This is a genomic window from Sphingobacterium sp. MYb388, from assembly GCF_037479535.1.
Taxonomy (GTDB): domain Bacteria; phylum Bacteroidota; class Bacteroidia; order Sphingobacteriales; family Sphingobacteriaceae; genus Sphingobacterium; species Sphingobacterium anhuiense.
This window is the reverse complement of the sequence record NZ_JBBGYV010000002.1, coordinates 804216-829465: the sequence shown is the minus strand read 5'-3', so window position 1 is coordinate 829465 and position 25250 is coordinate 804216. Positions and strand designations below refer to the sequence as shown.

The window sequence follows — 25250 nt, the reverse complement described above, 5'->3', positions numbered from 1 at the left end:
CAAATAGGTTAATATATGATAATTTTTAATCGAGATATCCATTTTGACATATCATAAATGGATGATACGTAAAAAGGCCTTCCGAATAGGAAGGCCTTTTTATAACACGTTGATATATATTATTCGACATCTTCAACAAGCGACAGCTTAGAAAGCATAATATTAGGTCCTTTCGTTCCTTTTATCTTAAGCTTTAAGTTGCCATCGTTAGAATCTTCTCGCATTACATGAAGTTTAACCCATTTACCCTCTTTATCATGGCGTGTGAGTGTATAGTCACGTCCTTCGAAATTGATATCTGCCTCACGCCCATTACTATTCCAGTCATGGAAAAACAGATAAAGAGAACCGATCATGCCTTGCGGTACTTTTAGGTCTACCTCTATTTCCTTTCCCTCCCAAGCGGCACTTGTTTCGTCCTTCCAAACACCATCTGCTTTAACAGTATAGGTTGTCCCCTTTTTACTCTCACTCTGATCTAGATCTTTAGTCCAGTCAATATTTTGATTGATTTTCTTAGACAATTTACCTGCTTCTACATATAAAACTGCCTTTGAAAATTCAGAGGGTACAGCTGTCTTTAAGGGCTCGATATAAGTAAACGTTTTACGTAACAAAGAAGCATCACGACCGTAACTAGGATCAAAATCGTCTGAAGCTGCGTAAGCTAATAAGCTTGAACGAAGTTGCTGACTTACAATATTTTTTTCATCTTGTATATTAAAACCTGTCACCAATAACTTTCCATTACCCACTTTCAGTTCAAATATAGATGCCAATTTATTATTTCTATGAAAATCATCTACAGGTTGTGCCAATGGTCTGTATGAGGCAGGAAACTCATTGATATAAAATGCTCTTGCTCCACCATAAATATGCTGCCACTGCCAGTCACTATGTGAATCTGTAGGAAAACTTTTGAATGCAGGATGCTTATCTCTTACGATCATACCAATGGTATTTTTCCCTTGTCCCGGGAAGAACGTTAATGACCAGTACAATGGATAATAACTGATGATATCAGAGCTCTCTAAGTTTCCAAGATCGGAAGCATCCAGTAATACCGTCCCTCCATTTTTAAGGACTTCTTCAGTTTTTGCATCAAACCTATTTGCAACATAGACCTTTTTCGTTTCCTCCTTTTTAACTGTAGGATATACCCATATTTGCCATTCATTTTTATTGGCTCGATTTTCTAAACCTACTTCGATTGTCAATTTACCCGCTTTTTGAACCGCAGATAAATTAGTTTTAATTTCACCAACGAGATCTGAACTTCCTCTAGCAAATGTTCTTTTTGCAAAGGTACCTTTTGCAATTACACGACTCTCTTCATCTTTGATACTCCAGTAGATACCATCCTGTATATCGGTTGATCCATAATGTGCCAGTTGCACTTTGGCTAAAAATGGTTCTTCGGCCTTCCATACAAATTTGGGTATACGCAAGAGGGTAACAGTGGTATCATTATGCATTCTAAATTTATCGGGTGTTGTGATTCCCTTACTATCGTAAAATACGTCCAACCAGCCTATCAGTGCTTCGCCTTGACCTTGATAATCCTGCATACTTAACAACTGTATACCTGCCGCAGACGGTGTTCGTAAGAAAGATTCGATTTCATGTTTATACATGATTTGATTCAACGCTCCTGATGCCTGAACAAATTCTTCATTCTGTTCCTCAATATTGTTCTTGCGCGCCTGCTCTCTGAATTCTTCAAAATTGCGTGCTTTTAATACTCCGGTATATTTTTTTATCTCATCCCATTTCGGATATACGGGCCACTGCCCAATTTCATGTGCAATGACAGGTATTTTAGACTGACTGTATACTTTTTCAAAATCCCAATCGGTGTGCGCTCCGATTATACCTCGCGTGCCACCAAGCTTATCAATATAATGTGTCGCGATAAACTGGTCCATATCAGTGATCTTACGTGCGGATGAAACTGCGTACAATCTTCTGTTATCATTTTCCTTATAAGGTTTTAACCATGACTCCATCACATCGAAATTTGAATTACCCAACTCATTACCGATAGACATCGTTGCAAAAGATGCATGATTACCATAAGATGCAAACATACGGTAAATCTCTTTCTGCGTGAAAGCATCTGCTGAAGGATTACTGCCCAGCCCTTGTGGTCTACCTTTTGTATTCATCTCTTCACGACCTGGGTTATCTGCGGCCATCCACCAGTCTAACCAGATTACTTCAGGTTGTAGGTATAAGCCTAGACGATCTGCCGCCTGAAATGCGGCTTCAGGAGGACACCAAGAATGAAAACGAACATGATTTAAACCATAATCTTTGTATATTTTAAAGATACGTTCCCATTCTTCAACGTGCATTGCTGGATATCCTGTCAAAGGAAAATGGACACAATCTAGGTTCCCACGAAAGAAAACAGGTTTGCCATTAACCGTAATTTTTGACTTAGACGCTTTGATCTCACGAAACCCTATTTCCATTTCCTTCCTATCCAGTAAATTGCCTTTCCTATCTAGAACTTGAATAGAAAGCGTATACAAATTTGGGTTCATATCATCCCATAATTTCACTAAATCCGGCATCTGCTCTTCTATATCCAATACTTGTCGTACGCCCCGCAGATCAATATTCTTTTTTGTCTCAAAGACTTTATCCTTCGTTTTACGATCTGATAATATAATGGATAGCGAAATATTTCTACTCTTTCCGCCTTCATTTACAAGTGTATCTTTTATCTGTAGTTTTTTTGGAGAGATCTTCGTAAATATTTGTGGATTTTGAAATCTTGTCGCATTTTTAGCAATTAATTCTACCTGACCAACCATTCCATTCCAGATACTCTGTGTGTATTCTGTATAGACGTGACCTTTGTCTCCTATATTATGGATCATATCGTTATTGACACGTACTGTCAAACGATGCTTTCCAGGCGATACATACCCAAGGTCATGAAGATGCGCAGAACTTAACGCATCGTACGTTGCAATTTCTTTATCATCAATAAAAACCTTAGACTCCCACATAACACGTTCTAGGTTTAAATACAAACGTTTATCTTTCCAATTCGCAGGTACAACAAAGTCCATTTGATACCATGCGGGACCGTAATATTTATAAGCTCGGGTCAAGATCCCAAAATCTGAACCCGTAGTTTTTTCACCATACCTGGCCTGATCGGTTGTCCCCGGAATAGTAATACGTTTATCTAAATCTTGCTTTTGCCAACCTTGTGCCAGCCCTACATTTTTTTCATCCAACCGGAAACGCCATACCCCATCCAATTTCTGATGTTCCTGAGCTGTAGCAGAAAAATGTAGCGAAAATAGGAACAGAAAAATCCCTAGGTATTGTTTTATCATAATAATCAGTGAATATAAATTAAACTCTTATTACAAATGTAACCAAGTATTCAAATCTAATAAATGGATAAAAATATGATTATCATGCAATATATTATGAATGTCTATCATCAGTAATATTACTTTCTATTTCTCTGATATCATTTCTAATATCCAAAAAAACAGCCCCAAAATGTTTCAATTTTTGGGGCTGTTTTTTTGGATAAAAGACAATCTAATATTATGCGGAATGATTTAATCTAAATATACGATGAAACTAAAAAATTATTTATTCTTTAAAACAATACTCATCTTCCCTCCTTTTACCAAGTCTTGAAACGGCAACTCCTGACCAGACAAGATCTTTCCATTCAATTGGATCTGATCCAGATATATCCTACTTGTATCTTGATTTTTAACTTCGATCTCAAATTTATTTTTGCGTAGTGTTTTAGGCAACGAGATGGTTATACGATCAAAAAGAGGAGCCCCAACTTGAAAAGATGGGTTTTCACTGGTTAAGCTTCTTACATCAAACAACCCTATGCTAGACATGACGTACCAGGCCCCCAATTGTCCCTGATCTTCATCTTGTCCAAAACCGTAACCGTGTATTGCTTCTGTACCATAGAATTCATTACAGATTGCACGTACCCACTTCTGACTCAGGTCTGGTCGTCCTGAGAAATAAAACAACCAGGAAATATGTAAATTAGGTTGATTACCATGATTATAGAGGCTTTCAATCCCCGCAAAAGCATCAATATGTGCACCTCCTCCAAAGATATTCTTTTGCGAAATTGTAAAGATGCTATCCAGACGTCGATTAAACAAATCTTCGCCGACAAGTTTTACTAACTCCTGCGGTACGTGTGGAACGTAAAAAGTGTATTGCCAGGCATTTCCTTCCTGAAAACCGCGCCATGATTCATAGGGATTAAAATTTTGAATGAATCTTCCTTCACTATCCTTAGGTCTCATAAATTTGGTTGAAGGATCATACAATGTCCGCCATGCATCTGATAATTTATTGAGCACACTGTAGTCCGACTCATGTTTCAAAGACTTGGCAAATTGTGCCGCTGCTGCTGCTGAAAAGGCATACTCTAAGGTATGCGAAGCACCAAATGGAGACCCATTGGTTAAGAGCTCTGGATTACCTGTTTCATCTTTTATATAAGGGGAGTATCCCTTATCGACAAAAACCCCTACATCCAATTTGCCTGCACCCGGAAGCCGATCTTTAGATTCTAATTCATTTTTTCTAACTGCCTGATAGGCTAAGTCAACATCATAATTTCTGATTCCGACATTATATGCGGCAGCGATTGCCAAACCAGTAAAATTAGTACCCACACCTGACACATATTTACTATTAGCAATACCATCTCCTAACCAACCTGCATCTTTATATACGAGCAATTGACTTTGGATCCAATCATTATAATAATCAGGATATGCAATAGACCATAATTGTGTCAGATTCCAAAAAGCTCCCCAGATTGCATCAGTATTATAATGATGATGTACCGGAATACCTTTCCCATTTAAAGGAATCTGTCCGATACTACCGTCATTCTTAGGATATGCACCATTGACATCACTAGCTAAGCCTCTTCCCAATAAGGCATGATAAAGCGCTGTATAGAACTTAGTCCGGTCTTCAATTTTACCCCCTTCAACAAGAACACGCCCCAATTCGGCATCCCAAATCTGAATCGCATTCTTCTTAGCTTCTTCAAAATTTAACTTTTTAGCTTCCTGAAGCAGGTTCAATTTAGCATTTTCAATCGAAGTATAGGATAGACCTGTCTTTAGTTCAATCGCTTCCCCTTTTTTGGTCTTAAAGCGTAAATAGAGACCTGCTCCTTTACCTTTTATCGTTTTTTTATCCGCAAAAATTTCTGAATCTAGAAAGGTACCATAAGCGACAGGCAATTTATCAATCTCAGCAAAAAAATACATTTTTATATCGGCTCCTTTTTGATATTTCTGTACATAAAGCGGACTTGTTATCACATAACCCCATACATGTTGCTGATCATAAGTAACCTGAGCATCAATGACAGGACCGCTTTCCCCCATGACATGACCAATATCAAAAATTACATTTGCTGAATCAGTTGAAGGAAATGTATATTTATGGAAACCTACCCTTTTTGTGGCCGTTAATTCTGCCTGAATACCATAATCTTTTAATTTTACACGATAATATCCTGATGTGGCAAATTCATCTACTTTATCAAAAGAAGAAAGGTAACCACTATGGGGCATATCCACTTTACCAGCATTGGTTTTTATTTCCCCAACCGTTGGTGCAAAGACAACTCCACCGATTTGAAATTCATGAAAATGAGGAAATCCTGCTATTGAATGATGTCTATCATCATAACCAACAGCCTCCCAACCGGAGCGATTTCCATAACTACCATCTGTACTAGGTGCTAATTTAGCCATTCCAAAAGGCACTGCCGCTGGAGTATAAAAAAAATACCGACTATGAACTGAACCTATATTGGGTTTAACATATTGGGTTAAATGTTGTTTTTGCTGTGCGTAAGAGCATGTAATAAAGGTCAATACTCCACAGCAATACATGATTATATTTTTTATCATCTTTATTTATAAGGTTTACACACAAACTTATAAAATAAATTTCAAATGTATAGACATAGAGTAAAATTAAAGATCAAAAAATAAAGCATTAAAAAATAAAAACAGATATGAATAATTGTAAAATTATGAATACCAAACAATTTAAAGCAGGATAATTTGGAATTAAAGATTGTTTTTTTATACTTTTGAATGTATATACATAAGAATAAACCAAAATTTAATCCGTTATGAAAAGATGCATACCGATCCTTACTTTCGCGCTACTGCTAGCAGGCTGCACATCGAAACAGAAAAGTCAAGATATTGAACTTGCAAAAACTATTTTAGCTGATCAAAAATTAGCTTTTGTTGACAGCCTAGCGAGACAGGTCATTAAAGAAGGCTTCAATGCCGGAAGCGGCTACTCGCAAATATGGGCGCGCGACTTGAATACTTTTATCGAAACCGCACTAGAAGAACGTACTAAAGAGGAGGTAAGAGGAGCTATCTTAGTATTCTTTAAGATGCAGCAAAAGAACGGCGAAATGGTTGATGGTTACGTCTTGAAAAAAGACTTCACCTGGCACGATGATACTCCTTATTATTCGGAGAACGACCCTGAACATGTGGGCTTTAAGAATACCGTAGAGACTGATCAAGAAACCTCGCTTATTCAACTTCTGGGCAAATACATTACAAAAACAAAAGATCATAGTATCCTTGAAGAAAACATCGGTGGTATACTTGTAAAGGACCGCATTCAACTGATGCTGGATTATTTACATCGTGAGCGATACAATAAAGAATATAAACTCTTGTGGGGAGCAATGACCGCAGACTGGGGAGATGTCCAACCACATGATGATTTTGGTTGTGACTGGAATAATCTATCCAATGAAGCGATTGATGTTTACGACAATGCCATGTACATCATTGCTCTAAAAACACTTATTGATATTATGCCCGACGCAAAAAAAATAAACGAATGGAAAAGTCTGAAAAAGGAAATTGAGATCAACACCATGAAACACCTTTGGGATAAAAAACAACAAAAATTCATTCCGCATATTTATCCTAAAGATTCGCCACTGCCTGAAGGATTTGATGAGAATAAAATTCATTACCACGGTGGAACAGCCATAGCTATTGAATCGGGACTTTTAAGTAAAGAAGAAATTAAAACAGTCAATGATCAAATGTTGGAAAATGTACGTCTATCTGGCATGCCAAGTATCGGCCTTACACTATATCCGACCTATCCTGAAGGATTTTTCAAAGGCTGGATGTCAAAACCTTACGCCTATCAAAATGGTGGAGACTGGACCTGGTTTGGTGGTAGAATGATACAACAATTAGTATTAAACGGCTATCCAAAAGAAGCCTATGAAGAGATTCAACCGATGATAAACCGAGTGGTCAAAAATAAAGGATTTTACGAATGGTATGGAAAAAATGATGTTCCTAGTGGTTCTGGTAAATTCAAAGGCTCTGCCGGAGTTTTAAGCAAAGCGATTCTATTAATGAACGATTGGGCTAAAGAAACTTTAAATAAAAACTAAAAACTTTGTTACAAATGAATCTGGATAATTAATTATCCAGATTCATTTTATATACTAATAATCGCGTCTACTTTCTACGGTATACGTAAAACTCTCAGCACGATAATATCCAAGATTGTATTCAATAGGCCTTCCTGATTGATCAAAGACAAATCTCTTCCTTGACAAAATAGGTGCACCAATAGCTATTTCAAGCTTGTCGGCGATAAATTTATTAGCTGCCATCGCATCCAGTTCTTCCTGAGACAGATCGGCTACAATATGAAAATCGGCTTCTAATATTTCATAAAGCGGACGTTTAAAATCTTCATCTCCGGTCAAACCAATACGCGGATGGAAGTAAGAGATAAAATAAACAAACGGATCGTCTTTTTTACCTCGCAAACGTTCTAATTTAAGTAACTTCAAATCTTCTGGTACATCAAAAAATTGTGAAACTGCTTTATCAGGAATTTCCCAACTAACATGAAGTTCAAAATTTTTCACCTCGAGACCCCGATTTTTCATCTCTTGCGAGAAACTTAACCAATTTTTAGACTTTGAACTAAATTTAGCACTTGCTACCTTGGTACCTATCCCCTTCTTCCTGATTAACAGCTCTTCGTAAACCAACTTATTGATTGCCAGCCGTAATGTTGAACGTGAAATTGCCAAGCGCTTAGCCAGTTCAATTTCATTTGGCAATAATTTCCCATCAATATATTCCGGTTGCTTGATCAGTTCACGCAACAAATTCTCGGCCTGTATATGTAATGGTATCGGACTTTTATGGTCTATTTTAAGATTCATCATATTTATTACTTAGGCTAAAGTAAGATTTTTTGCATTATTAAAAAAATAAATATATGTTTGTATGTATATACATACTAATTATAAAACCTTAATATGAATAAATTTTTCATCCTTATTCTATGTATCGTGTCGCTAGGGGGGCTACTTTTCGGATTTGATATGGCCGTTATAGCAGGAGCATTACCTTTAGTAAAGCAATTTTTTGGATTAACACCAAATCAAGAAGGCATATTTGTCAGTTCAGCTTTAATTGGCTGTATAGTGGGCGTGATTTTTACAGGTAGCTTTAGCGATAAGTACGGCCGCAAGCCTGCGCTTATCGTTGCATCTATTCTCTTTTTAGTATCAGCAATAGGCTGTGGACTAAGCACGAGCTATATGATGCTTATTCTTTTTCGTGGACTTGGTGGCATCGGTGTCGGCATTGCTTCTATCGTTGTTCCGCTATACATTGCAGAGATATCCCCAAGTCAATTTCGAGGCCGAGCCGTGACTTCCTATCAACTGGCAATCACTTTTGGTATTCTGATCGCTTATATTAGTAATTATCTGATTATTCAACATCTTCCTTCACAAACTCATGGACAGTGGCGGACTATGTTCTTAGTTGGTGCAATACCTGCAATATTACTTTCTATTGGAGCATACTTTGTTCCAGAAAGCCCACGTTGGTTACTAAAAGTTGGAAGAAATGCTGAGGTAGCTGAAATAAGTGCTAAACTTAATCTCCAAAATTTACAAAATAGCCCACCTGAAACAAAAGGAAAACTAAAAGACCTTTTTTCTCCGGTTTACAGAAAAGCATTCTTACTGGGTTTACTCCTACCGCTATTCTCACAACTTAGTGGTATTAATGCCATTGTTTACTATGGTCCGACGATTCTTCTGGATTCGGGCATTTCGATGAGCAATTCCTATCATGCGCAATTGTTCTTTGGTCTTGCAAACGTACTTTTCACATGCTTTGCAATATGGAAAGTGGATAACTGGGGACGAAGACCTCTATATGTATTTGGAACATTGGGGGCTACCCTCAGCCTAATTGTGACCGGGTTTCTATTTGCAACAAATCAAGAGATTAACAATACGGCTTTAATCATTTCGATACTTTCGTTTATGTTTTTCTTTGCCTTTTCTATTGGTCCATTAAAATTTGTAGTTGCTTCAGAGATTTTCCCAAATTCCATCCGAGCGCGCGCCATGGGTATCAGTATCTTGGTTATGTGGATTTCAGATGCCATTATCGGTCAATTGACCCCCATCATCCTAGATGCTTGGGGAGCTCGCTACACCTTTTGGCTATTTGCATTCTTCTGCGCTATTGCCTTTATAACCGTACTCCTATTTTTACCTGAAACTAAGGGTAAACCCTTGGAAGAAATAGAGAAATATTGGAAAGATAAAGCCCGTAAATAAGTTAGCTATACATTCAACAGATTTCAATAAAATAATTAAATATGCATACCATTAAAGACTCAGCAATAGGCCAGTACAATATTATGCCCGCTTTCCCTGCTACAGGTGAAATCTCAAGCTCATTTCAAAAATTAGTTCGTGTACTGCTCGACAATAATATACGTATCATCGATGGTTTTGTTGGTGTAGATTGGAAATTTGTCATTGGAGAGATTTCAAAAGAATTTAAAAATTACGACATTAAACCACGCTTCATCGCTATTGATGAGGCACTTTTATCAGAAGAGATTATTAATAATCAGGTAGCACCTTATCTTGGTGGAAATGATCCCTTATTTGGAAAAAAATCCCCTCTTCCATTATCTTCTTATTTTAACGCTGAAAAATTAGCGAAATTCCATGATATGCTCGCAAATAACCAAGAGTATATCATCTTTTACGGACCTGGAGCAGCTCTTTTAGATAATGAAGCTTCTATCATGTATGTTGATTTGCCTAAAAGTGTTCTAATTCAGCGCATGAGAGCTGGAAAAGCATGGAACTTAGGATGCAGCAATTCAAAAGATCCAAAACAGATTTACAAACGATATTATTTTGTGGATTGGCAAGCGTTAAATAGCCACAAAAATTCAATTCTATCTCGGATAGAAATCATGGCAGATCAGCAATCTGACAACACATTACCTTGGATAAAGGGATCTGATTTAAGACAGACCTTGCATCAAATGTCTGTCAATTATTTTAGAGTAAAACCTACATTTGAATCTGGTGTTTGGGGTGGACAATGGATGAAAGATCATCTAACAGGGATAGATCAAAGTGCAAAAAACTACGCCTGGTCCTTCGAGATGATTGTTCCAGAAAATGGCTTGTCATTAAAATTTAATGATCTACTTCTGGAAATTTCATTTGATCAATTGATGTTCACTGAAAGCAAAAATGTCCTAGGCTTGGCTGAACCAAGATTTGGTGTAGATTTCCCAATTAGATTTAATTTCTTAGATACCTTTGATGGAGGAAATTTATCAATACAGTGTCACCCTAGCCCGAAGTATGCAAAGTCACAATTTGGAGAAAACTTTACTCAAGATGAAACCTATTACATTGTAGACAGAAAAGGAGATGCACAAGTATACCTAGGTTTTCAAGACGATATCAATAAAGATAAATTTCAAAGTGCTTTAGAACATAGTTTTAAAACCGGAGAAGCCATTGAGGTAGATCAATATATTCAAAAATTTGAATCTAAAAAGCATGATTTATACTTGATACCGCATGGTACAGTGCATTCATCTGGTATCGATAATTTAGTTTTAGAAATTAGTGCGACTCCATACAACTTCACCTTTAAAATGTATGATTGGGTAAGACCGGATTTGGATGGCAAACCACGTCCTTTAAATATCGACCGTGCTTTTGACAATCTTAATTTTGAAAGAAAAGGACAAGTGGTCAACGATACGTTAATTGCGAAACCTGTTTCCCACAAAATTGATAATCAAACAACTAAAGTTCATTTAGCTACACATGAAGATCATTTTTATGATGTCGTACGCTATGACTTTGACCAAGAGGTAACGATTGAAACAAAAAATCAGTGTCATATTCTGATGCTTGTTGAAGGGGAGGCTGTGGAATTAACAACTTCAAATGGTATGAGGGAAGTTTTTAATTATGTTGAGACATTTGCCATTCCAGCTGCAACAGGATCATATTCACTTCGTAACCTTGGAAAACAGCCGGTAAAAGTGATCCAATCATACGTTAAAGATTCAAAATGCAACCAATTTTAAACTAAACATCTAAAAATATGAAAAACTTATTTTTTGCAATAGCTTCCTCTGCCCTTTTATTTTCCTGCAATCCAAGTGGAAGCAAAGGAACACAAAACAGTTGGCAGGCCGATATGAAAAAAGACAGTAGTTTTCAACTAGTCAAAGATATGGCAACCAATACCATAAAATCCGGTTTCAATGCTGGAGATGGATATGGAGAGGTATGGATCAGAGATTACAATACCTTTATCAATTTAGCTACACAAGTGCATCCTCATGAGCAAATCAAAGATCAATTGCTTATATTTCTAAAACTACAGGGGCCAGATGGGAATATTGCAGATGGCTTTGTTAAAAAAGCGAGCTTAAAAAATGGCACATCTGACTACTATACGATAACAAATGTATTAGCTCCAGATTATGCGGGGCATAAAAATACCGTAGAAACAGATCAGGAAACTTCTTTGATTCAGGCTGTTTACAAATATGTGAAAGCATCCCAGGATACATCTTTCTTATCGGCCAAGGTGGGTAATAGTATCGTTAAAGACAAAATGGAAAATGCCCTCCAGTTCTTAATGAATGAACGATACAATAAAACTTATGGTTTACTTTGGGGTGCAACCACGGTTGATTGGGGTGATGTACAACCGGAACATGATTGGGGTGTGCATTTAGATGAAAATTCTCATATTGCATTAGACATTTATGATAATGCAATGTTTCTAATTGCATTGGATAACTATATGGAACTTGTTCCTGAAAAAGCATCCCAGTGGAAACCCATCCGCGATGAAATCGCTGCCAATACAATAAAGCATCTTTGGGATGAGAAAAATCAAAAATTTATCCCCCATATTTATATCAACGGATCACCATTTTCTTCAGATTTCGATGAGAATCAGATCTACTATCATGGTGGTACTGCTATTGCTATCGAAGCCAATTTACTGAGTAAGGAACAAATAAAAACAGCCTTAGATAAGATGGTCAAAAATGTGAAAGATTCCGGTGCCGCTACAATCGGCTTGACGATCTATCCGACTTACCCTGCAGGTTCATTCAAAAATAAAGGTATGTATCCATATGGATATCAAAACGGTGGGGATTGGACCTGGTTTGGTGGCCGTATGATACAACAGTTGGTCAAAAATGGTTACGAAAAGGAGGCATATGAACAAATGAAACCGATGTTGGATCGGGTAATAAAAAATAAAGGCTTTTATGAGTGGTATACAAAGGATAATAAACCTGAAGGATCAGGCACCTTTAGAGGTGAAGCTGGCGTATTGTTTGATGCTATTTCACTATTAGAAAAATCACAGGGCTAATGATTTTTAGGAACTAAAACAGTCATAGATCCTACGAGCAGAAAAATTACTTCTTAAAGTAACGCAATATGATTTAAAAGAGGTGTAATCAAAATGGTTACACCTCTTTTGCGTTTTTCAGATTAAATAAAAGACCTTATTTAATATCAAATTTTAATTCGAGCACGTTTGCACCTTTAAATTTGCTTGCATAGCCTGGATCAAGTAAATCGACACGTTCAATCGTAGCTTTTACCCCAGGCTCTATTTTACGCAAGGAATAAATTAATTTTTTAGTTTTTCCCTTGTTTTCAGAGCCCAACGTAAAAAATGCCTTCAGACCTGTCATCTCATATTTACCATTAACTTTAGTTCCATCAGCATAATCAGTTTCTCGTGGTTGAAAAATAGCACCTCCATTTGTTTCCGTATTTGCATTTGCGATTAATTTATCTCCTATTAAAAATGCCTTGTAATCGCCGGCTGTTGCCTGATTCTTTACAAAATTATCTTGAATTTCTATTCCTTTTTCATCGTAAACTTTTAAATCCATTTTGTACGCGAGCTCAGCATCTAAGTTAATCGCACCTTTTGTTAAAGCGTTACCAGAGGCATCAAAGTTTACAGTAATTACAGCACCTTCCTTAGCAGTGGTAACACCGTGAAAATGATCCCCATGACCTGCTCCTTTAGTGCCCTGAAGCTCAGTAAACTGTAGAGATGCCCTAATTTCTTCCTTCTCGACAGGAACCTGTTCATCCTTTTTGCAAGACGATACTCCAATTAAAAAAACCACCGAAGCCAATAAAAGTACAGTAATACGTTTGATAAATTTCATTTTCATGATTAGATTTTGATTTAAGTAAAACAATTCGAAGTCGCCATATACGCAACTATGTTGCAAATATAATAATTAAAACCTTACATGCAACTATGTTGCTTTAATAGTGGTTTATATTTTATAAATCTTTATTAAAATAAAGCCATAATAGAAATCAATAAGTGTTTCATAATATCATAATAGCCATTCCGCATCCAACTCAATCTGCAGGATGGTTTATAAAAATCATCACAAATAAGTAAAAGCACTTTATTGTTTCCCATATAAAAAACAATTATATTTAGGTTATATTTTAACCTCATATAATGTCGTATGGAAGACATGATTCTTTACAATCGGTTACAGTTTGCTTTCACCATTACCTTTCACTACCTGTTTCCGCAATTAACGATGGGCCTCTCCCTGATGATCGTTTACTTCAAATGGAAATTCTTACGAACGAAAATTGAAGAATACAATCATGCTGCAAAATTCTGGATGAAAATATTCGCTTTGAACTTTACAATGGGTGTCGTCACGGGTATTCCAATGGAATTTCAATTTGGTACGAACTGGGCAAAATTTTCCGAATTAACGGGTGGCATTATCGGACAAACATTAGCCATGGAGGGTATGTTCTCCTTCTTTCTAGAATCGTCCTTTCTAGGGATGTTTCTTTTTGGAGAAAAGTTACTTGGACACAAACTCCATTTCCTCTCTGGATTAATGGTATTTATCGGTTCTTGGGCGAGCGGCTTTCTCATCATTGCAACCCATTCCTGGATGCAGTATCCGGTGGGATATGAAATATTAGAAAATGGAAAATTTGTATTAAATAATTTTACTGCGCTTTTTAATAATCCATGGCTATGGCCTTCCTATTTACATAATCAGGCAGGTTCTCTGATTACGAGCTCTTTCTTTGTAGCATCCATAGGTGCTTTTTACTTATTGAGTAATAAACACAGCAAATTTGGAAAAATGTTCGTTAAAACTGGTGTCATTTTCGGTGTTATATCCTCTATTGTAGTTGCTTTTCCAACAGGTGATATGGCTGCTAAGAATGTTGTCAAATATCAACCGGTCACCTTTGCGGCTATGGAAGGTATTTTTAAGACCGAAAAAGGGGGATCAGAAATCGTACTTATTGGTCAGCCAGATATGCAAAATAAAAAATTAGATAACAAAATTGCTGTTCCAAATGTCCTTAGCTTTCTTACCTATCAACGTTGGGATGCAGAGATCAAGGGTTTGAATGAATTTGACGAATCCATACATCCTACCAATGTACCTGGACTGTATTATGGTTATCATATCATGGCGGGCCTAGGCACCATTTTTATTGCAATAATGGTAGCGGCCACGTTTTTACTTTGGAAAAACAAATTATTTCAGACAAAATGGTTGCTCTGGATCATCATGTTTATGATTCCTTTCCCCTATATCGCTAATACTGCAGGATGGTATACAGCTGAACTAGGAAGACAACCCTGGCTTGTATACAACCTGATGCGCATGGTAGATGGCGTTTCTCCAACCGTTTCTTCTGGCAATGCCCTATTTACTTTATTAGGGTTTGTTGGACTTTATATTTTATTAGGATTATTATTTTTAATGCTTGTGTTAAAAATAATAAGAAAAGGTCCTGAGCCTCAAATCTCCTTAACGTAATTGATCATGGAAATATTTTGGTTTATCGTATTAATGGTCATGCTAGGAATCTATGTTATTCTAGATGGTTATGACTTTGGAGCAGGAATTGTTCATCTCTTTTTTGCGAAGACAGAAGAAGAAAGAAAAGCAGTAACAAATTCTATCGGACCTTTTTGGGATGCTAATGAAGTATGGCTCATCGCTTCGGGAGGGGTCTTATTTTTTGCCTTCCCAACGTTATATGCTTCAGCTTTCAGTGGCTTCTATTTACCCTTGATGCTTGTTCTCTGGTTGCTTATCTTTCGAGCAATAAGTTTAGAATTAAGAGGTCAAGTGCATAACCGCATGTGGGAAGCATTGTGGGATAAAGCTTTTGGCTTAGCCAGTCTCCTGCTTGCTTTATTCTTTGGAGCGGCTTTAGGTAATGTTGTCCGGGGAGTGAACCTTGGTATGGTCGAAAATGGAGTCTCTAAACAGGAACCACATTATTTCTTTCTGGCACTTTGGAACCCAACATTTGATCCACTGGCAGAACATCAAGGTATCATTGACTGGTTCACCATACTATTAGGCCTAGTCGCAGTTGTTACACTGACTATCCACGGCGCTAACTGGATTATATTAAAAACTTCTAGCTCTTTAAGCCAGCGATTAAAAGAGGTCATATTTAAGCTCAACTTTGTCTTATTATTTTTAGTAATCTTATCCGCTTTTGTGTGGCACTATGTGAAACCAATTTCACTGCATAATTTTGGAACTTATTATTGGCTTTGGATTTTCCCGATCATTGCTTCTATCGGACTAGTTGGGCAGTTTCAAATTAAAAAATTCAAAAAAGACTTATCAGGATTTATATTTTCATCCCTATTTATCTTCGGAAGTTTCGGCTCTACTATAGCATCTATGTTTCCAATCTTACTTCCATCGACAAATACTGTAAACCCATCTTTAACGGTGCAAAACGTAGCCGCACACGAGTATGGATTATCTGTTGGACTAGGCTGGTTTTCTATCGCCGCTGTATTGGTTATTGTTTATTTCATTATCCAATTTAAAGTGTTTAAAGGTAAACTGGATGATGTTGGTTATGGAGATCACTAATTGAGATTAGTTTTTTAATACAAAGGAGCTATTAGAGCAATTTCTTATTTAGGAATTCTAATTAAAGCAGATTAAAAAGTCCTTTGAGATGACAAACCAAAAACTATGTTGATCTCTATAAGATCAATTAACTGAAAAAGAAAAGCGAGGTGACTTCTGTCACCCCGCTCCTCAGTAAACATAAACACATGAAATTTAGTTCTTGCCATTATCTTTTGCCCACCACAATCTTTTACCCCAAGATTGGTCAACCACTCCAGCTGCTGCAGCCTCCGTATTAACCTTATTGTATAAATATTCATTATTCGGATAAGGCAATCGCCATGGTTGATCATTATGTTTTCCTTTAAATACTGAATTTAAAGAAGGATAATTTGTAGAAGGAATCCCTGTTCTTCTGTAGAGTGCCCAACCCTCATAATTCTCCTTAAACAGGGCAACCCACATATCCCACCATATTCTCTCCTTTGTATTATTGAACTTTCCTTTACCTGCTAAATAAGCTTTTGCATCAGCTTCGGAAATGCCATTATCTTCCATGGAAATCATGACCGCCTTATTATATGCCGCTTCGGCTGTTATTCCAACATTATAACCTAGCATTGCTGCTTCCGCTAATATATAATAGGTTTCACTTGATCGATAAAATGGTGTATATCCTCCTGCATTGTTAATGTAATGCTCACCGATCCATGATACCGACCTTAAAGGACTAGGCGATGCTGTTAATCCATTTTGATAACCAACATATGTTCCTACATTTGTCTTCTGTGCTACTGAAGCAATTCTTGGGTCTCCAACTTCATTTAAGTAATTTATAAATATGTCAAACATACCCCAGTTATCAATACGTTTCCCATTGATACCAGATTTATACCACGGTTCCATATAAGGTAGCGTTCCTGGGTAATATAAATAACAGTTTTCGGCATTAGTTTCCAAAACTGGATATTTATCTTTATTTCCAGCAATCTCTTCAATTGTCGATTTGGCGAGAGCTGGTGATACCGCAGAAATACGCATAGCCATACGAAGACGCAAAGAATTACAAAATTTCTGCCATCTTAACATCTCCACATCTAATGCTGTATTATTATCTGCATTATAGATAATATCATAATTTCCAATTATATCTTCTCCAATCCCTTTATCCATTTCATCTGCAATCTTTTTCAAATCAGCTAACACGGCAGGAAAAATATCTTCTTGTTTATCATATTTAGGTTTCAACAAACTCCCATCTCCTGGCATCCCTTTAAACGCCTCAGAATAAGGAATATCTCCCCACCCATCCAATAAATGCGACCACATATAGTTTTGCCAAATTCGTGCGATGGTTCTTACATTCTTAAATGCTTGCTCTCGTTCTTCGGTTTTCTTTAAAAGATCATTCATCTGCGTAATGTTATAATAACAAGCAGCCCAACGATTTCCATAAGAATTATTGGTCGGAATCAACCCACTCATATTGTCTGGATATTGAATTTTAACAATATAACCAGCAAAGGTGCCATAACCGTCGATATCCCCGCCAAATTGTTCTCCTGCATTACGGAGTACATTGATCAACATATTTTGAGGTGGAACATCAGGTAATGCATCTGGATCCGTATTAATTTTCTCAAAGTCTTTTGTACAACCTGCTAGACAAACTATCGCGAGTATCGAAGCAAATTTTATATTAAATAGTATTTTTTTCATCATTCTGATTCTTTAATTCAATTGAAATATCATTTTACCGAACGGAACAAAGGTTAAAAAGTAAATCCTAGTTTTAAACCAATGCTTCTAGAATTTGGAACCGTTGCTTGTTCAAAACCAACACCCCTAGAATCACTTGAAACACCTCCTGATTCAGGATCTATTCTCATGGTATTTGACTTATCTACCCAAAGCAAAGCCAAATTAGATCCGATTACAGATAGATTTGCCCGTTTTATCCCTTTAATTCGACTATAAAGATGTTGAGGTAAATTATACGTAAAATAGGCTTCCCGTAATTTCAAAAATGAACCATCAAAAACATACATAGCTGCAATACCGCCACCCTCATACCAATCCTGAGCGGTCGTTTCAATATTATTTTCTATCCATCCACCCTTACCATCAGACATCGCAAAGCGTTCATTTGTCATTACATCTCTTCCTGCAAGTATTGCACGTTCGCGTATTCCATTGGCTGCTGTAATCTCTGCTACACCCGTTGTATAACCATGTGACATCGTTTGTGACCAAATGTCTCCACCTTTACGAAAATCCAACATAAAGCCAAAACTAAAGTCCTTATAAGTAAAATCATTACGTAAACTTGCTAAGAAATCTGGAACAACATTACCTATATTTTGCGCAGCTTTACTTTGAACTAAACCTGCACTTGTAACCTTAATAGCCCCTTTCATTGCTCCATCTTCAACACGATCATATCCTGGTCCTACTAATGTTCCCCATGGTTGACCTTCTCTAGCCATATTGGCAATCCCCCAAGTCCATCCAATTTGATAATCCTTCAAATCTAGAGCTGGATATAATTCCAAAACTTTACTTTTATCTTTTGAGAAGTTTGCTGTCGCAGTCCAGTTCAAACCAGTTTCCTTCTTTAGAATATCACCTCGTAATTGAAGTTCAACACCTTTGCTTTCAATATTACCCGCATTCAAGAACATTCTTGTAAAACTTACTGTATTTGATGTATTTACAGGAAGTAATTGATTTTTCGCATTTTTATGATAATAAGTAAAATCGGCATGTAATCGATTATTGAACAATCCTAATTCTACTCCTGTTTCCCAAGTATTTATAGATTCTGGAACCAAATTCTCAATCGCATAAGTCATGCTTTTATACATCTGCGCTAAATCATTAAATGCATCAGTTTGTGCATAATAATAATTTCTATTGCGATACGGATCTGTGGCATTACCTACCTCTGAAATATTCAATCTCAATTTCATAAATGACAAGAAATCCCCTTTAATACTTTCAAAAGAAGTTGTTGGGATCCAGCTCATACTTACTGATGGATAAAAGAATGACTTTGTTAAAGTTGAAGACCAATCATTTCGAGCAGTCACATCAACATATAATTGATCTCGCCAGCCAACGGATGCCTGACCATAAATGGAATTAGAGCGATTGTGCTCATTATCCATTATTGTTTCAGCAGGTCCAATCTTATTCGCGATCGTATAAACTCCAGGGACATTCAGACCTGTTGCTCCAAGTGTATTTAGATTCATTTGATAATCGCGGTAATTTGCACCCGCTGTAGCTAATATGTTGAAATCCCCATATTGTTTATTAAAATTTGCTATAAAATCAGCGTTAAACTCTGTTCTATTATTTTTGTTTTCGCTAAAACTACCATTCAAATGGTCAAAATTGAAGTAATTTCGTTCAAACCTCTTAGCGTTAGCATAATCTACACCTACTCGCCCCTCAAATTTCAAAAAATCAAAGGGTTGATAATAAAGCGAACTTTTTCCAAAAATACGATTCATTTGCAAAGAGTTTAGCGATTCATTCATCGTGTAATATGGATTCATATGATAATTCGAATTCCAATTATAATAGGTATAATTACCTTGAGCATCACGTTGATCCCAATTTCTTTTCAGATCTTTCATATCGACTTGTCTACCGAACCAAATCAATCCATTCATAGGATTAGCTCCATCATACCCCTGCATAATCAAATTATCACTTTCAGTCCGGGTATAATTCGACATAATGTCGAATGTTATCTTATCACTGATCTTATATTCGTTATTCAGTTGAGCTGTGTATTTCTTCTGATCCGTATTTGGAACTGTTCCTTTTTGATCTCTAAAAGATATTGAAGCACGGGTTGACGAACGATCGCTTTTTGCTAATAAGGAGAGGTTATGATTTTGAGAAAAACCTGTCTGGAAAAAATCTTTAACATTATTTTTATGGGATATCCAAGGGGTAGCTTGTCTAACACCATCAACGGTAGGACTATTGAATTGAGGAAGCATTAATCCGATATCTAAGCGAGGTCCCCAAGATTCATCAAATCCATCATTTATTCCTCCTCCAGCCCCATCCACGTATGAAAAAGAACTATCTTGCGCAAATTGTTGGTAAGTTAATCCATTTCCCTTAGCTAAAAGTCCATAATTATATTCGTCACCGCGTGACCCCTGGCCGTAAAGGTTTTGATACTTTGGAATAGTTGATGCTCTATCTATACTGAAATTAGCATCATAGGATATTTGCACACCATTATTAGCGCGCTTACCGGACTTAGTAGTGATCATGATGACACCTTTACCACCTCGCATACCGTATAAAGCTGCGGATCCACCTTTTAATACAGTAATATTTTCAATATCTTCTGGATTGATATCATTTAAACCCGAACCATAATCAACACCTCCATAGGTATTATCCCCACTTCTTTGTGAGTTATTAGTAATTGGTACTCCATCGATTACAATTAAAGGTTGTTGATCATTTAAAAGTGATGTGTTTCCTCGAATAGAGATCCTCGCAGAAGAACCTACTGCTCCACCAAATTGATTCACCTGAACCCCAGCAACCTTACCTGTTAAAGCTCCAGTTACACTTAATTGCCCAGCATCAGTCAACTCTTTGGCTTTTACTTCTTGAACGGCATATCCCAAAGATTTTTTATCTCTTGAAATACCCATGGCTGTCACCACCACTTCGTCCAAACTTTCCGTATTTGAAGCTAATGTAATAGAGAGGTTGGTTTGATTTGTAAGGTTAATTTGTTTTCGTTCATAACCAATAGCCGAAACATTTAAGATACCGGCTTGTCTATATGAAATAGAAAAATCACCATTAGGCCCAGTTTGTGTTCCTGTACCGTCCTGTAAGGAAATGGAAACCCCTGGGATTGGTTTTCCATCTTGACCGACCACCTTACCTTTCAGTACGGTCTGCGCATAAATAGCCGAACTGACCAGCAAGTTAGCCGCTAGAAATGTAATAGCTGTTTTTTTCATAAAATAGTGATTCAAATGTTAGTTTATCATGTCTATGTAATAACTAAGTTATCAATAGTAACCTTCAAATCTTAACCTTATCTTAACAAAGATGAGCCGTTTTTTAACATAAAATGTTAAATATTATTATAGCTCTACAGCAGCATTATCCAGCAAGATACATTTTTATTAAATTCCAGTAAAAACAGTATTTTTGTAATTATCCGTATATTCTTTCGGATTGCACCCTCTTACTTGTTTAAAAACACGATTAAAATTAGTGATGCTATTAAAACCACAATTATAGGCAATAAAGGACACACTCTCTAGACCACCTTCATTTAAATGGTTACAGACTTCCTTTATACGAATGCGGTTTAAGTAAGATACAAAAGTCACCCCGCAATGCTTTTTAAAATACCTACAGAAGGCCTGGGGGGTTAAGTTTGCATAGTTGGCGACATCTTCTAAACTCAGTTCCTTTTTAAAATTCTCTTTTATATAATTGCATATTAAATTAATTCGACTTACACCACTTGGCCCATCCCGATTAAATTCAATTCTTTCTATGCACAGCGGATCTGTTTCTTTAGAAATTGAGGCTAATGATCGTAACAAATAAAAGAACTGCATCAATTTATCAAGCTCATCAACACTCTTTAATTGCACTACTCTTTCCGAAATTTGATTAAAATAAGCATCTGGAACTTTAAATCCACGAGAATTACTGTTAATAAACTGGTTCAAAGAATCAAACTCACCTAACGAAAACAAGGACTTCAATTTACCATGTGGATCAAAAAAAACAGAAATAGATCTTGATTCATTGAATAAGCCATCTTGTGACATCGATTTAAATACGTGAGGCTGATTTGCTCCCAAAAAGAATATATCATTTTCTTTAAAAGGATGCAAAGTATCTTCGACAACTAAAACGCCCTTACCCTTTTTAATCCACATCAGCTGTGCTTCTTGATGCCTATGCAAATAAGGATAAAATGAATCCATTACATCTTCTTGTATTGTTAAACTTTGTCCTTGGGCTGTTGGCACATTAAATTGGAGAGTTTTCATAGCATGTTAAGAATTAAACTTTACAAAAATTTATTATTTGGTTGATCTAAATATAACAACTAGATTTTAATAAATAAAAATATGATATAAACATATAACAAATAGTACTATGCATTTTTAAATAATTTTGAGACAAAAAAACAATACTGAAGAATCTTTTTTCTAATAAAAAATAATATAACAACTCAAACAGCTTAAAATCAATTTCTGTAACTATTTATAATAAAAATTACTAAAAATGTTCCGATACAGTTTTTTTAGTTCTCTTAAATTATGCAACAGTTATTGTAACAACTATGTAAAACCTAAAAAGATCATATTTTTGATCAAAAAGATACAGCGTGAATTAATACATTCTAAAAAAAAGTAGATGAGAACAAGGAAACCCAAATAATTTGAATCGTATAGATTTACAATAAAAAAGTAACAGGAAGTATATCTTGGTAGGAAGACAAATAATATTTTTGTTCTGATTACATTAAATGGGTCATCTTCTCAATAAATAAAAATACTATTTATTGAGAAGATAGCAATGCAATAAAAAATGATAAAATAATAGTTTTATATTTCCAACCAGTAACTATCAATCCTAAATAACTACACTTTGGGGTACGAATAACCATTATGATATTTTGCAACCAAATACTCATTCGCTTCTTTATCTGAGAACTGACGTTTGTCTTTATTCCAGTACAATTTTTTCCCCGTTCTGTATGCAATATTTCCCATTTGAGATAAAATGGCAATATGCGCACCCGCTTCAACAGGGGCTTTCAGAATACTTTTATTTCGCGTAAGAATTGCTTCAACAAAGTTGTCCATATGCCTTTCCAAACCATTATCTTTAGATTTTTGAAATGGTACCGCAGCCATTCGATCCCCTTCTGGCAATACTTCCCACCCCTGTCTATTCAGTACTAAAGTACCATTGTTTCCAATAAAAGCCACACCATGGCCTTTGTTATAAGGTCCACCATCAATACCTATTGCATGTTCCCACTGCACATTAAACCCATCAAACTCATATAAAGTTGTCAAAGTATCTGGTGTCTCCTCAACATCATCAGGATAAGCAAATTTTCCTCCTGCTGCCATGATCGAACGTGGATCCGAAACTTTCATACCGATCAACGCAAAATCCAGCATATGCACGCCCCAATCTGTCATCAGACCGCCGGCATAATCCCAAAACCAACGGAAATTAAAATGAAAACGATTTACATTAAAAGGCCTTTTTGTAGCAGGGCCCAGCCATCTATCATAATGTACACCTGCTGGAATTGCTGAATCCGGGACAATTGGAACATCCTTCTTCCAACCTAAGTAGGCCCATACTTTAACCATTCTTACCTTACCGAGACTACCAGCATGTAGAAATTTCATAGCATCCTCAAAATGCTGTTGACTACGTTGCCACTGCCCTACTTGAACAATAGCATTATACTTTTGAGCGGCGGCCACCATGAGCTCACACTCTTTGATCGAATTGCCAATCGGTTTTTCTACATAGACATGTTTCCCTGCCGCAACGGCATCCACCATCATCAAACAATGCCAATGATCGGGCGTTCCTATAATCACAGCATCAACATTATTATCTGCTAATAATTGCTTATAATCAATATATGTCTTAACGTTTATATCACGCTTTTTCAATTCGGAAACACGGGTATTTAGAACATTTTCATCTACATCACAAAGTGCAGTGCATACTACATTTGTATTTTTTAATATTGCGGTCAAATTGGACCATCCCATCCCATTTACGCCGATTACACCAATCCGTATTTTTTTTGTATCTGCCAACACATTTGTTCCTTTAAATAATAATGCAGATGCAGCTAATAAAGTAGAAGTTTTAATAAATTTTTGTCTATTCATCATAATGTAGGCGTTGATTGCCATTACAAAAGTTTACCTATAACTATCCCCACCAATTAAAATGAATAATTTAACATTAAAGGATCAGGATATGATAAATCAATTGATTTCAGGTTTATATTTAGTTTACTCTTCCTAAGATATAAAAAATAAAAGGAGACACAAACAGACTAAGCGAGAGCCCTTTTATAAATTTCCGACATATTTCCAACAACTTTTCTATACAAAAGACTCTTAATCTACCTCTGAGCAAATACTATATTATTTTTCAACAAAAAAAGCCGTGCTTAGTGGCACGGCTTTAACTTCGTTATATATTAAATAAGTTACATTAAAATCTATCAATATATTTAAAAACGGTAACTTGCGCCTAGTGCAAAAATGCCTTTAAAACCATAACCGGCTTCAAGAAAACCACCCCAATCTTTACCAATTCGCAAACCCAATGGATTTACCTGAAAAGCAAAGATTATATCATTGGTAGTGGTCTTTTCATGATCTGTTCTATCACTACCGTTAGCCAATATTGCTCCAGAAGCAACTGTACCATAAAAATCAATTATTCCGCTTTTCACATATGAATATTTAGCGGTAGGCAACACCATGTAAAAATTACTCTTTCTATAGGTAATCTCATTTGTGCTCTTGTTTTTCATATCTGAAGAAGCATTAGCATAGCTTAGATCGGCTCCTATCGAAAATCGATTACTCAGCGCATAGCGATATCCCGCCGACAGCATACCAAATGCTTGTTCATTTGAACTTTCGCTTCCCGATATTGCACTGACAAAAGCATTTGTAAAGACATCTGCTATCACCAATGGAGTCGCATCGCTATAGTCAATTCTGATTTCATGTTTCTTGTACTCTTGAGCCTGAGTATTAAAAACAAACCCTACTACAGTAGTAATCGCTATAAAAATTGATTTTTTCATTGAATTTCTATTCTATTTTATTAAATATGGAACAAATATA

At 36.3% G+C, this 25250-nt stretch carries 15 protein-coding genes; 6 read left to right on the top strand and 9 right to left on the bottom strand.

The genetic code is table 11. From position 1 onward, the window contains the following. Positions 1 to 119: 119 nt before the first annotated feature. A complete protein-coding gene (locus tag WH188_RS09400; RefSeq protein ID WP_339423884.1) occupies positions 120 to 3353 on the bottom strand; it encodes a sugar-binding domain-containing protein in 3234 nt (1077 codons plus the stop codon). Positions 3354 to 3617: 264 nt separating this feature from the next. Continuing rightward, on the bottom strand, positions 3618 to 5948 hold the full coding sequence (locus tag WH188_RS09395) for a GH92 family glycosyl hydrolase (RefSeq protein ID WP_132770259.1): 2331 nt from the start codon (positions 5946 to 5948) through the stop codon (positions 3618 to 3620). Positions 5949 to 6175: 227 nt separating this feature from the next. Between WH188_RS09395 and WH188_RS09390 the strand changes: the two genes are divergently transcribed. Further along, positions 6176 to 7486 carry a hypothetical protein gene (locus tag WH188_RS09390; RefSeq protein WP_132770261.1) on the top strand — a complete coding sequence of 437 codons (1311 nt, stop codon included), beginning with the start codon at positions 6176 to 6178 and terminating at the stop codon, positions 7484 to 7486. Positions 7487 to 7540: 54 nt separating this feature from the next. Here WH188_RS09390 and WH188_RS09385 read toward each other — a convergent pair whose 3' ends face one another. Then, positions 7541 to 8278 (bottom strand): GntR family transcriptional regulator, encoded by a 738-nt coding sequence (locus WH188_RS09385; protein WP_231576925.1) that lies wholly within the window; start codon positions 8276 to 8278, stop codon positions 7541 to 7543. A gap of 93 nt (positions 8279 to 8371) precedes the next feature. Here WH188_RS09385 and WH188_RS09380 point away from each other — a divergent pair, with 93 nt between their 5' ends. The 3 genes from WH188_RS09380 to WH188_RS09370 are packed head-to-tail and all read left to right on the top strand — an operon-like array spanning position 8372 to position 12800. Beyond that, positions 8372 to 9694: a sugar porter family MFS transporter gene (locus WH188_RS09380; RefSeq protein ID WP_132770263.1), complete on the top strand. Its 1323-nt coding sequence runs from the start codon at positions 8372 to 8374 to the stop codon at positions 9692 to 9694. Between the two features lie 41 nt (positions 9695 to 9735). Beyond that, on the top strand, positions 9736 to 11487 hold the full coding sequence (locus tag WH188_RS09375; RefSeq protein ID WP_132770265.1) for a class I mannose-6-phosphate isomerase: 1752 nt from the start codon (positions 9736 to 9738) through the stop codon (positions 11485 to 11487). Between the two features lie 17 nt (positions 11488 to 11504). Then, positions 11505 to 12800 carry an amylo-alpha-1,6-glucosidase gene (locus tag WH188_RS09370; RefSeq protein WP_168127370.1) on the top strand — a complete coding sequence of 432 codons (1296 nt, stop codon included), beginning with the start codon at positions 11505 to 11507 and terminating at the stop codon, positions 12798 to 12800. Positions 12801 to 12936: 136 nt separating this feature from the next. On the opposite strand, the gene WH188_RS09365 is transcribed toward WH188_RS09370, so the two are convergent. Then, a complete protein-coding gene (locus WH188_RS09365; RefSeq protein ID WP_132770269.1) occupies positions 12937 to 13623 on the bottom strand; it encodes a hypothetical protein in 687 nt (228 codons plus the stop codon). A 309-nt stretch (positions 13624 to 13932) separates the two neighbouring features. On the opposite strand from WH188_RS09365, the gene WH188_RS09360 reads away from it, so the two are divergent. Both WH188_RS09360 and cydB read left to right on the top strand, forming a co-directional pair. Next, positions 13933 to 15270, top strand: a complete 1338-nt coding sequence (locus tag WH188_RS09360; protein WP_132770270.1) for a cytochrome ubiquinol oxidase subunit I — start codon at positions 13933 to 13935, stop codon at positions 15268 to 15270. 6 nt (positions 15271 to 15276) lie between these two features. Continuing rightward, positions 15277 to 16353 carry a cytochrome d ubiquinol oxidase subunit II gene (gene cydB, locus WH188_RS09355; protein ID WP_132770272.1) on the top strand — a complete coding sequence of 359 codons (1077 nt, stop codon included), beginning with the start codon at positions 15277 to 15279 and terminating at the stop codon, positions 16351 to 16353. A 195-nt stretch (positions 16354 to 16548) separates the two neighbouring features. On the opposite strand, the gene WH188_RS09350 is transcribed toward cydB, so the two are convergent. From WH188_RS09350 to WH188_RS09330, 5 genes are all read right to left on the bottom strand, one after another. Next, positions 16549 to 18057, bottom strand: coding sequence for a SusD/RagB family nutrient-binding outer membrane lipoprotein (locus tag WH188_RS09350; protein WP_339423883.1), 1509 nt, complete (start codon positions 18055 to 18057; stop codon positions 16549 to 16551). Between the two features lie 50 nt (positions 18058 to 18107). Further along, positions 18108 to 21341, bottom strand: coding sequence for a SusC/RagA family TonB-linked outer membrane protein (locus WH188_RS09345; protein WP_168127368.1), 3234 nt, complete (start codon positions 21339 to 21341; stop codon positions 18108 to 18110). 168 nt (positions 21342 to 21509) lie between these two features. Beyond that, on the bottom strand, positions 21510 to 22394 hold the full coding sequence (locus WH188_RS09340) for an AraC family transcriptional regulator (protein ID WP_168127367.1): 885 nt from the start codon (positions 22392 to 22394) through the stop codon (positions 21510 to 21512). Between the two features lie 597 nt (positions 22395 to 22991). Further along, positions 22992 to 24278 carry a Gfo/Idh/MocA family protein gene (locus WH188_RS09335; protein WP_168127366.1) on the bottom strand — a complete coding sequence of 429 codons (1287 nt, stop codon included), beginning with the start codon at positions 24276 to 24278 and terminating at the stop codon, positions 22992 to 22994. A gap of 347 nt (positions 24279 to 24625) precedes the next feature. Continuing rightward, entirely contained in the window at positions 24626 to 25210 is a 585-nt protein-coding gene (locus WH188_RS09330; protein WP_168127365.1) for a porin family protein, read from the bottom strand. Positions 25211 to 25250: the final 40 nt, after the last annotated feature.

Bases quoted from the DNA above. Each gene is read 5' to 3' on its own strand.
- WH188_RS09345 (WP_168127368.1), bottom strand. From the start codon at position 21,341: ATGAAAAAAACAGCTATTACATTTCTAGCGGCTAACTTGCTGGTCAGT.
- WH188_RS09360 (WP_132770270.1), top strand. From the start codon at position 13,933: ATGGAAGACATGATTCTTTACAATCGGTTACAGTTTGCTTTCACCATT.
- WH188_RS09350 (WP_339423883.1), bottom strand. From the start codon at position 18,057: ATGATGAAAAAAATACTATTTAATATAAAATTTGCTTCGATACTCGCG.
- WH188_RS09335 (WP_168127366.1), bottom strand. From the start codon at position 24,278: ATGATGAATAGACAAAAATTTATTAAAACTTCTACTTTATTAGCTGCA.
- WH188_RS09340 (WP_168127367.1), bottom strand. From the start codon at position 22,394: ATGAAAACTCTCCAATTTAATGTGCCAACAGCCCAAGGACAAAGTTTA.
- WH188_RS09365 (WP_132770269.1), bottom strand. From the start codon at position 13,623: ATGAAAATGAAATTTATCAAACGTATTACTGTACTTTTATTGGCTTCG.
- WH188_RS09400 (WP_339423884.1), bottom strand. From the start codon at position 3,353: ATGATAAAACAATACCTAGGGATTTTTCTGTTCCTATTTTCGCTACAT.
- WH188_RS09375 (WP_132770265.1), top strand. From the start codon at position 9,736: ATGCATACCATTAAAGACTCAGCAATAGGCCAGTACAATATTATGCCC.
- WH188_RS09390 (WP_132770261.1), top strand. From the start codon at position 6,176: ATGAAAAGATGCATACCGATCCTTACTTTCGCGCTACTGCTAGCAGGC.
- WH188_RS09380 (WP_132770263.1), top strand. From the start codon at position 8,372: ATGAATAAATTTTTCATCCTTATTCTATGTATCGTGTCGCTAGGGGGG.
- WH188_RS09385 (WP_231576925.1), bottom strand. From the start codon at position 8,278: ATGATGAATCTTAAAATAGACCATAAAAGTCCGATACCATTACATATA.
- cydB (WP_132770272.1), top strand. From the start codon at position 15,277: ATGGAAATATTTTGGTTTATCGTATTAATGGTCATGCTAGGAATCTAT.
- WH188_RS09330 (WP_168127365.1), bottom strand. From the start codon at position 25,210: ATGAAAAAATCAATTTTTATAGCGATTACTACTGTAGTAGGGTTTGTT.
- WH188_RS09370 (WP_168127370.1), top strand. From the start codon at position 11,505: ATGAAAAACTTATTTTTTGCAATAGCTTCCTCTGCCCTTTTATTTTCC.
- WH188_RS09395 (WP_132770259.1), bottom strand. From the start codon at position 5,948: ATGATAAAAAATATAATCATGTATTGCTGTGGAGTATTGACCTTTATT.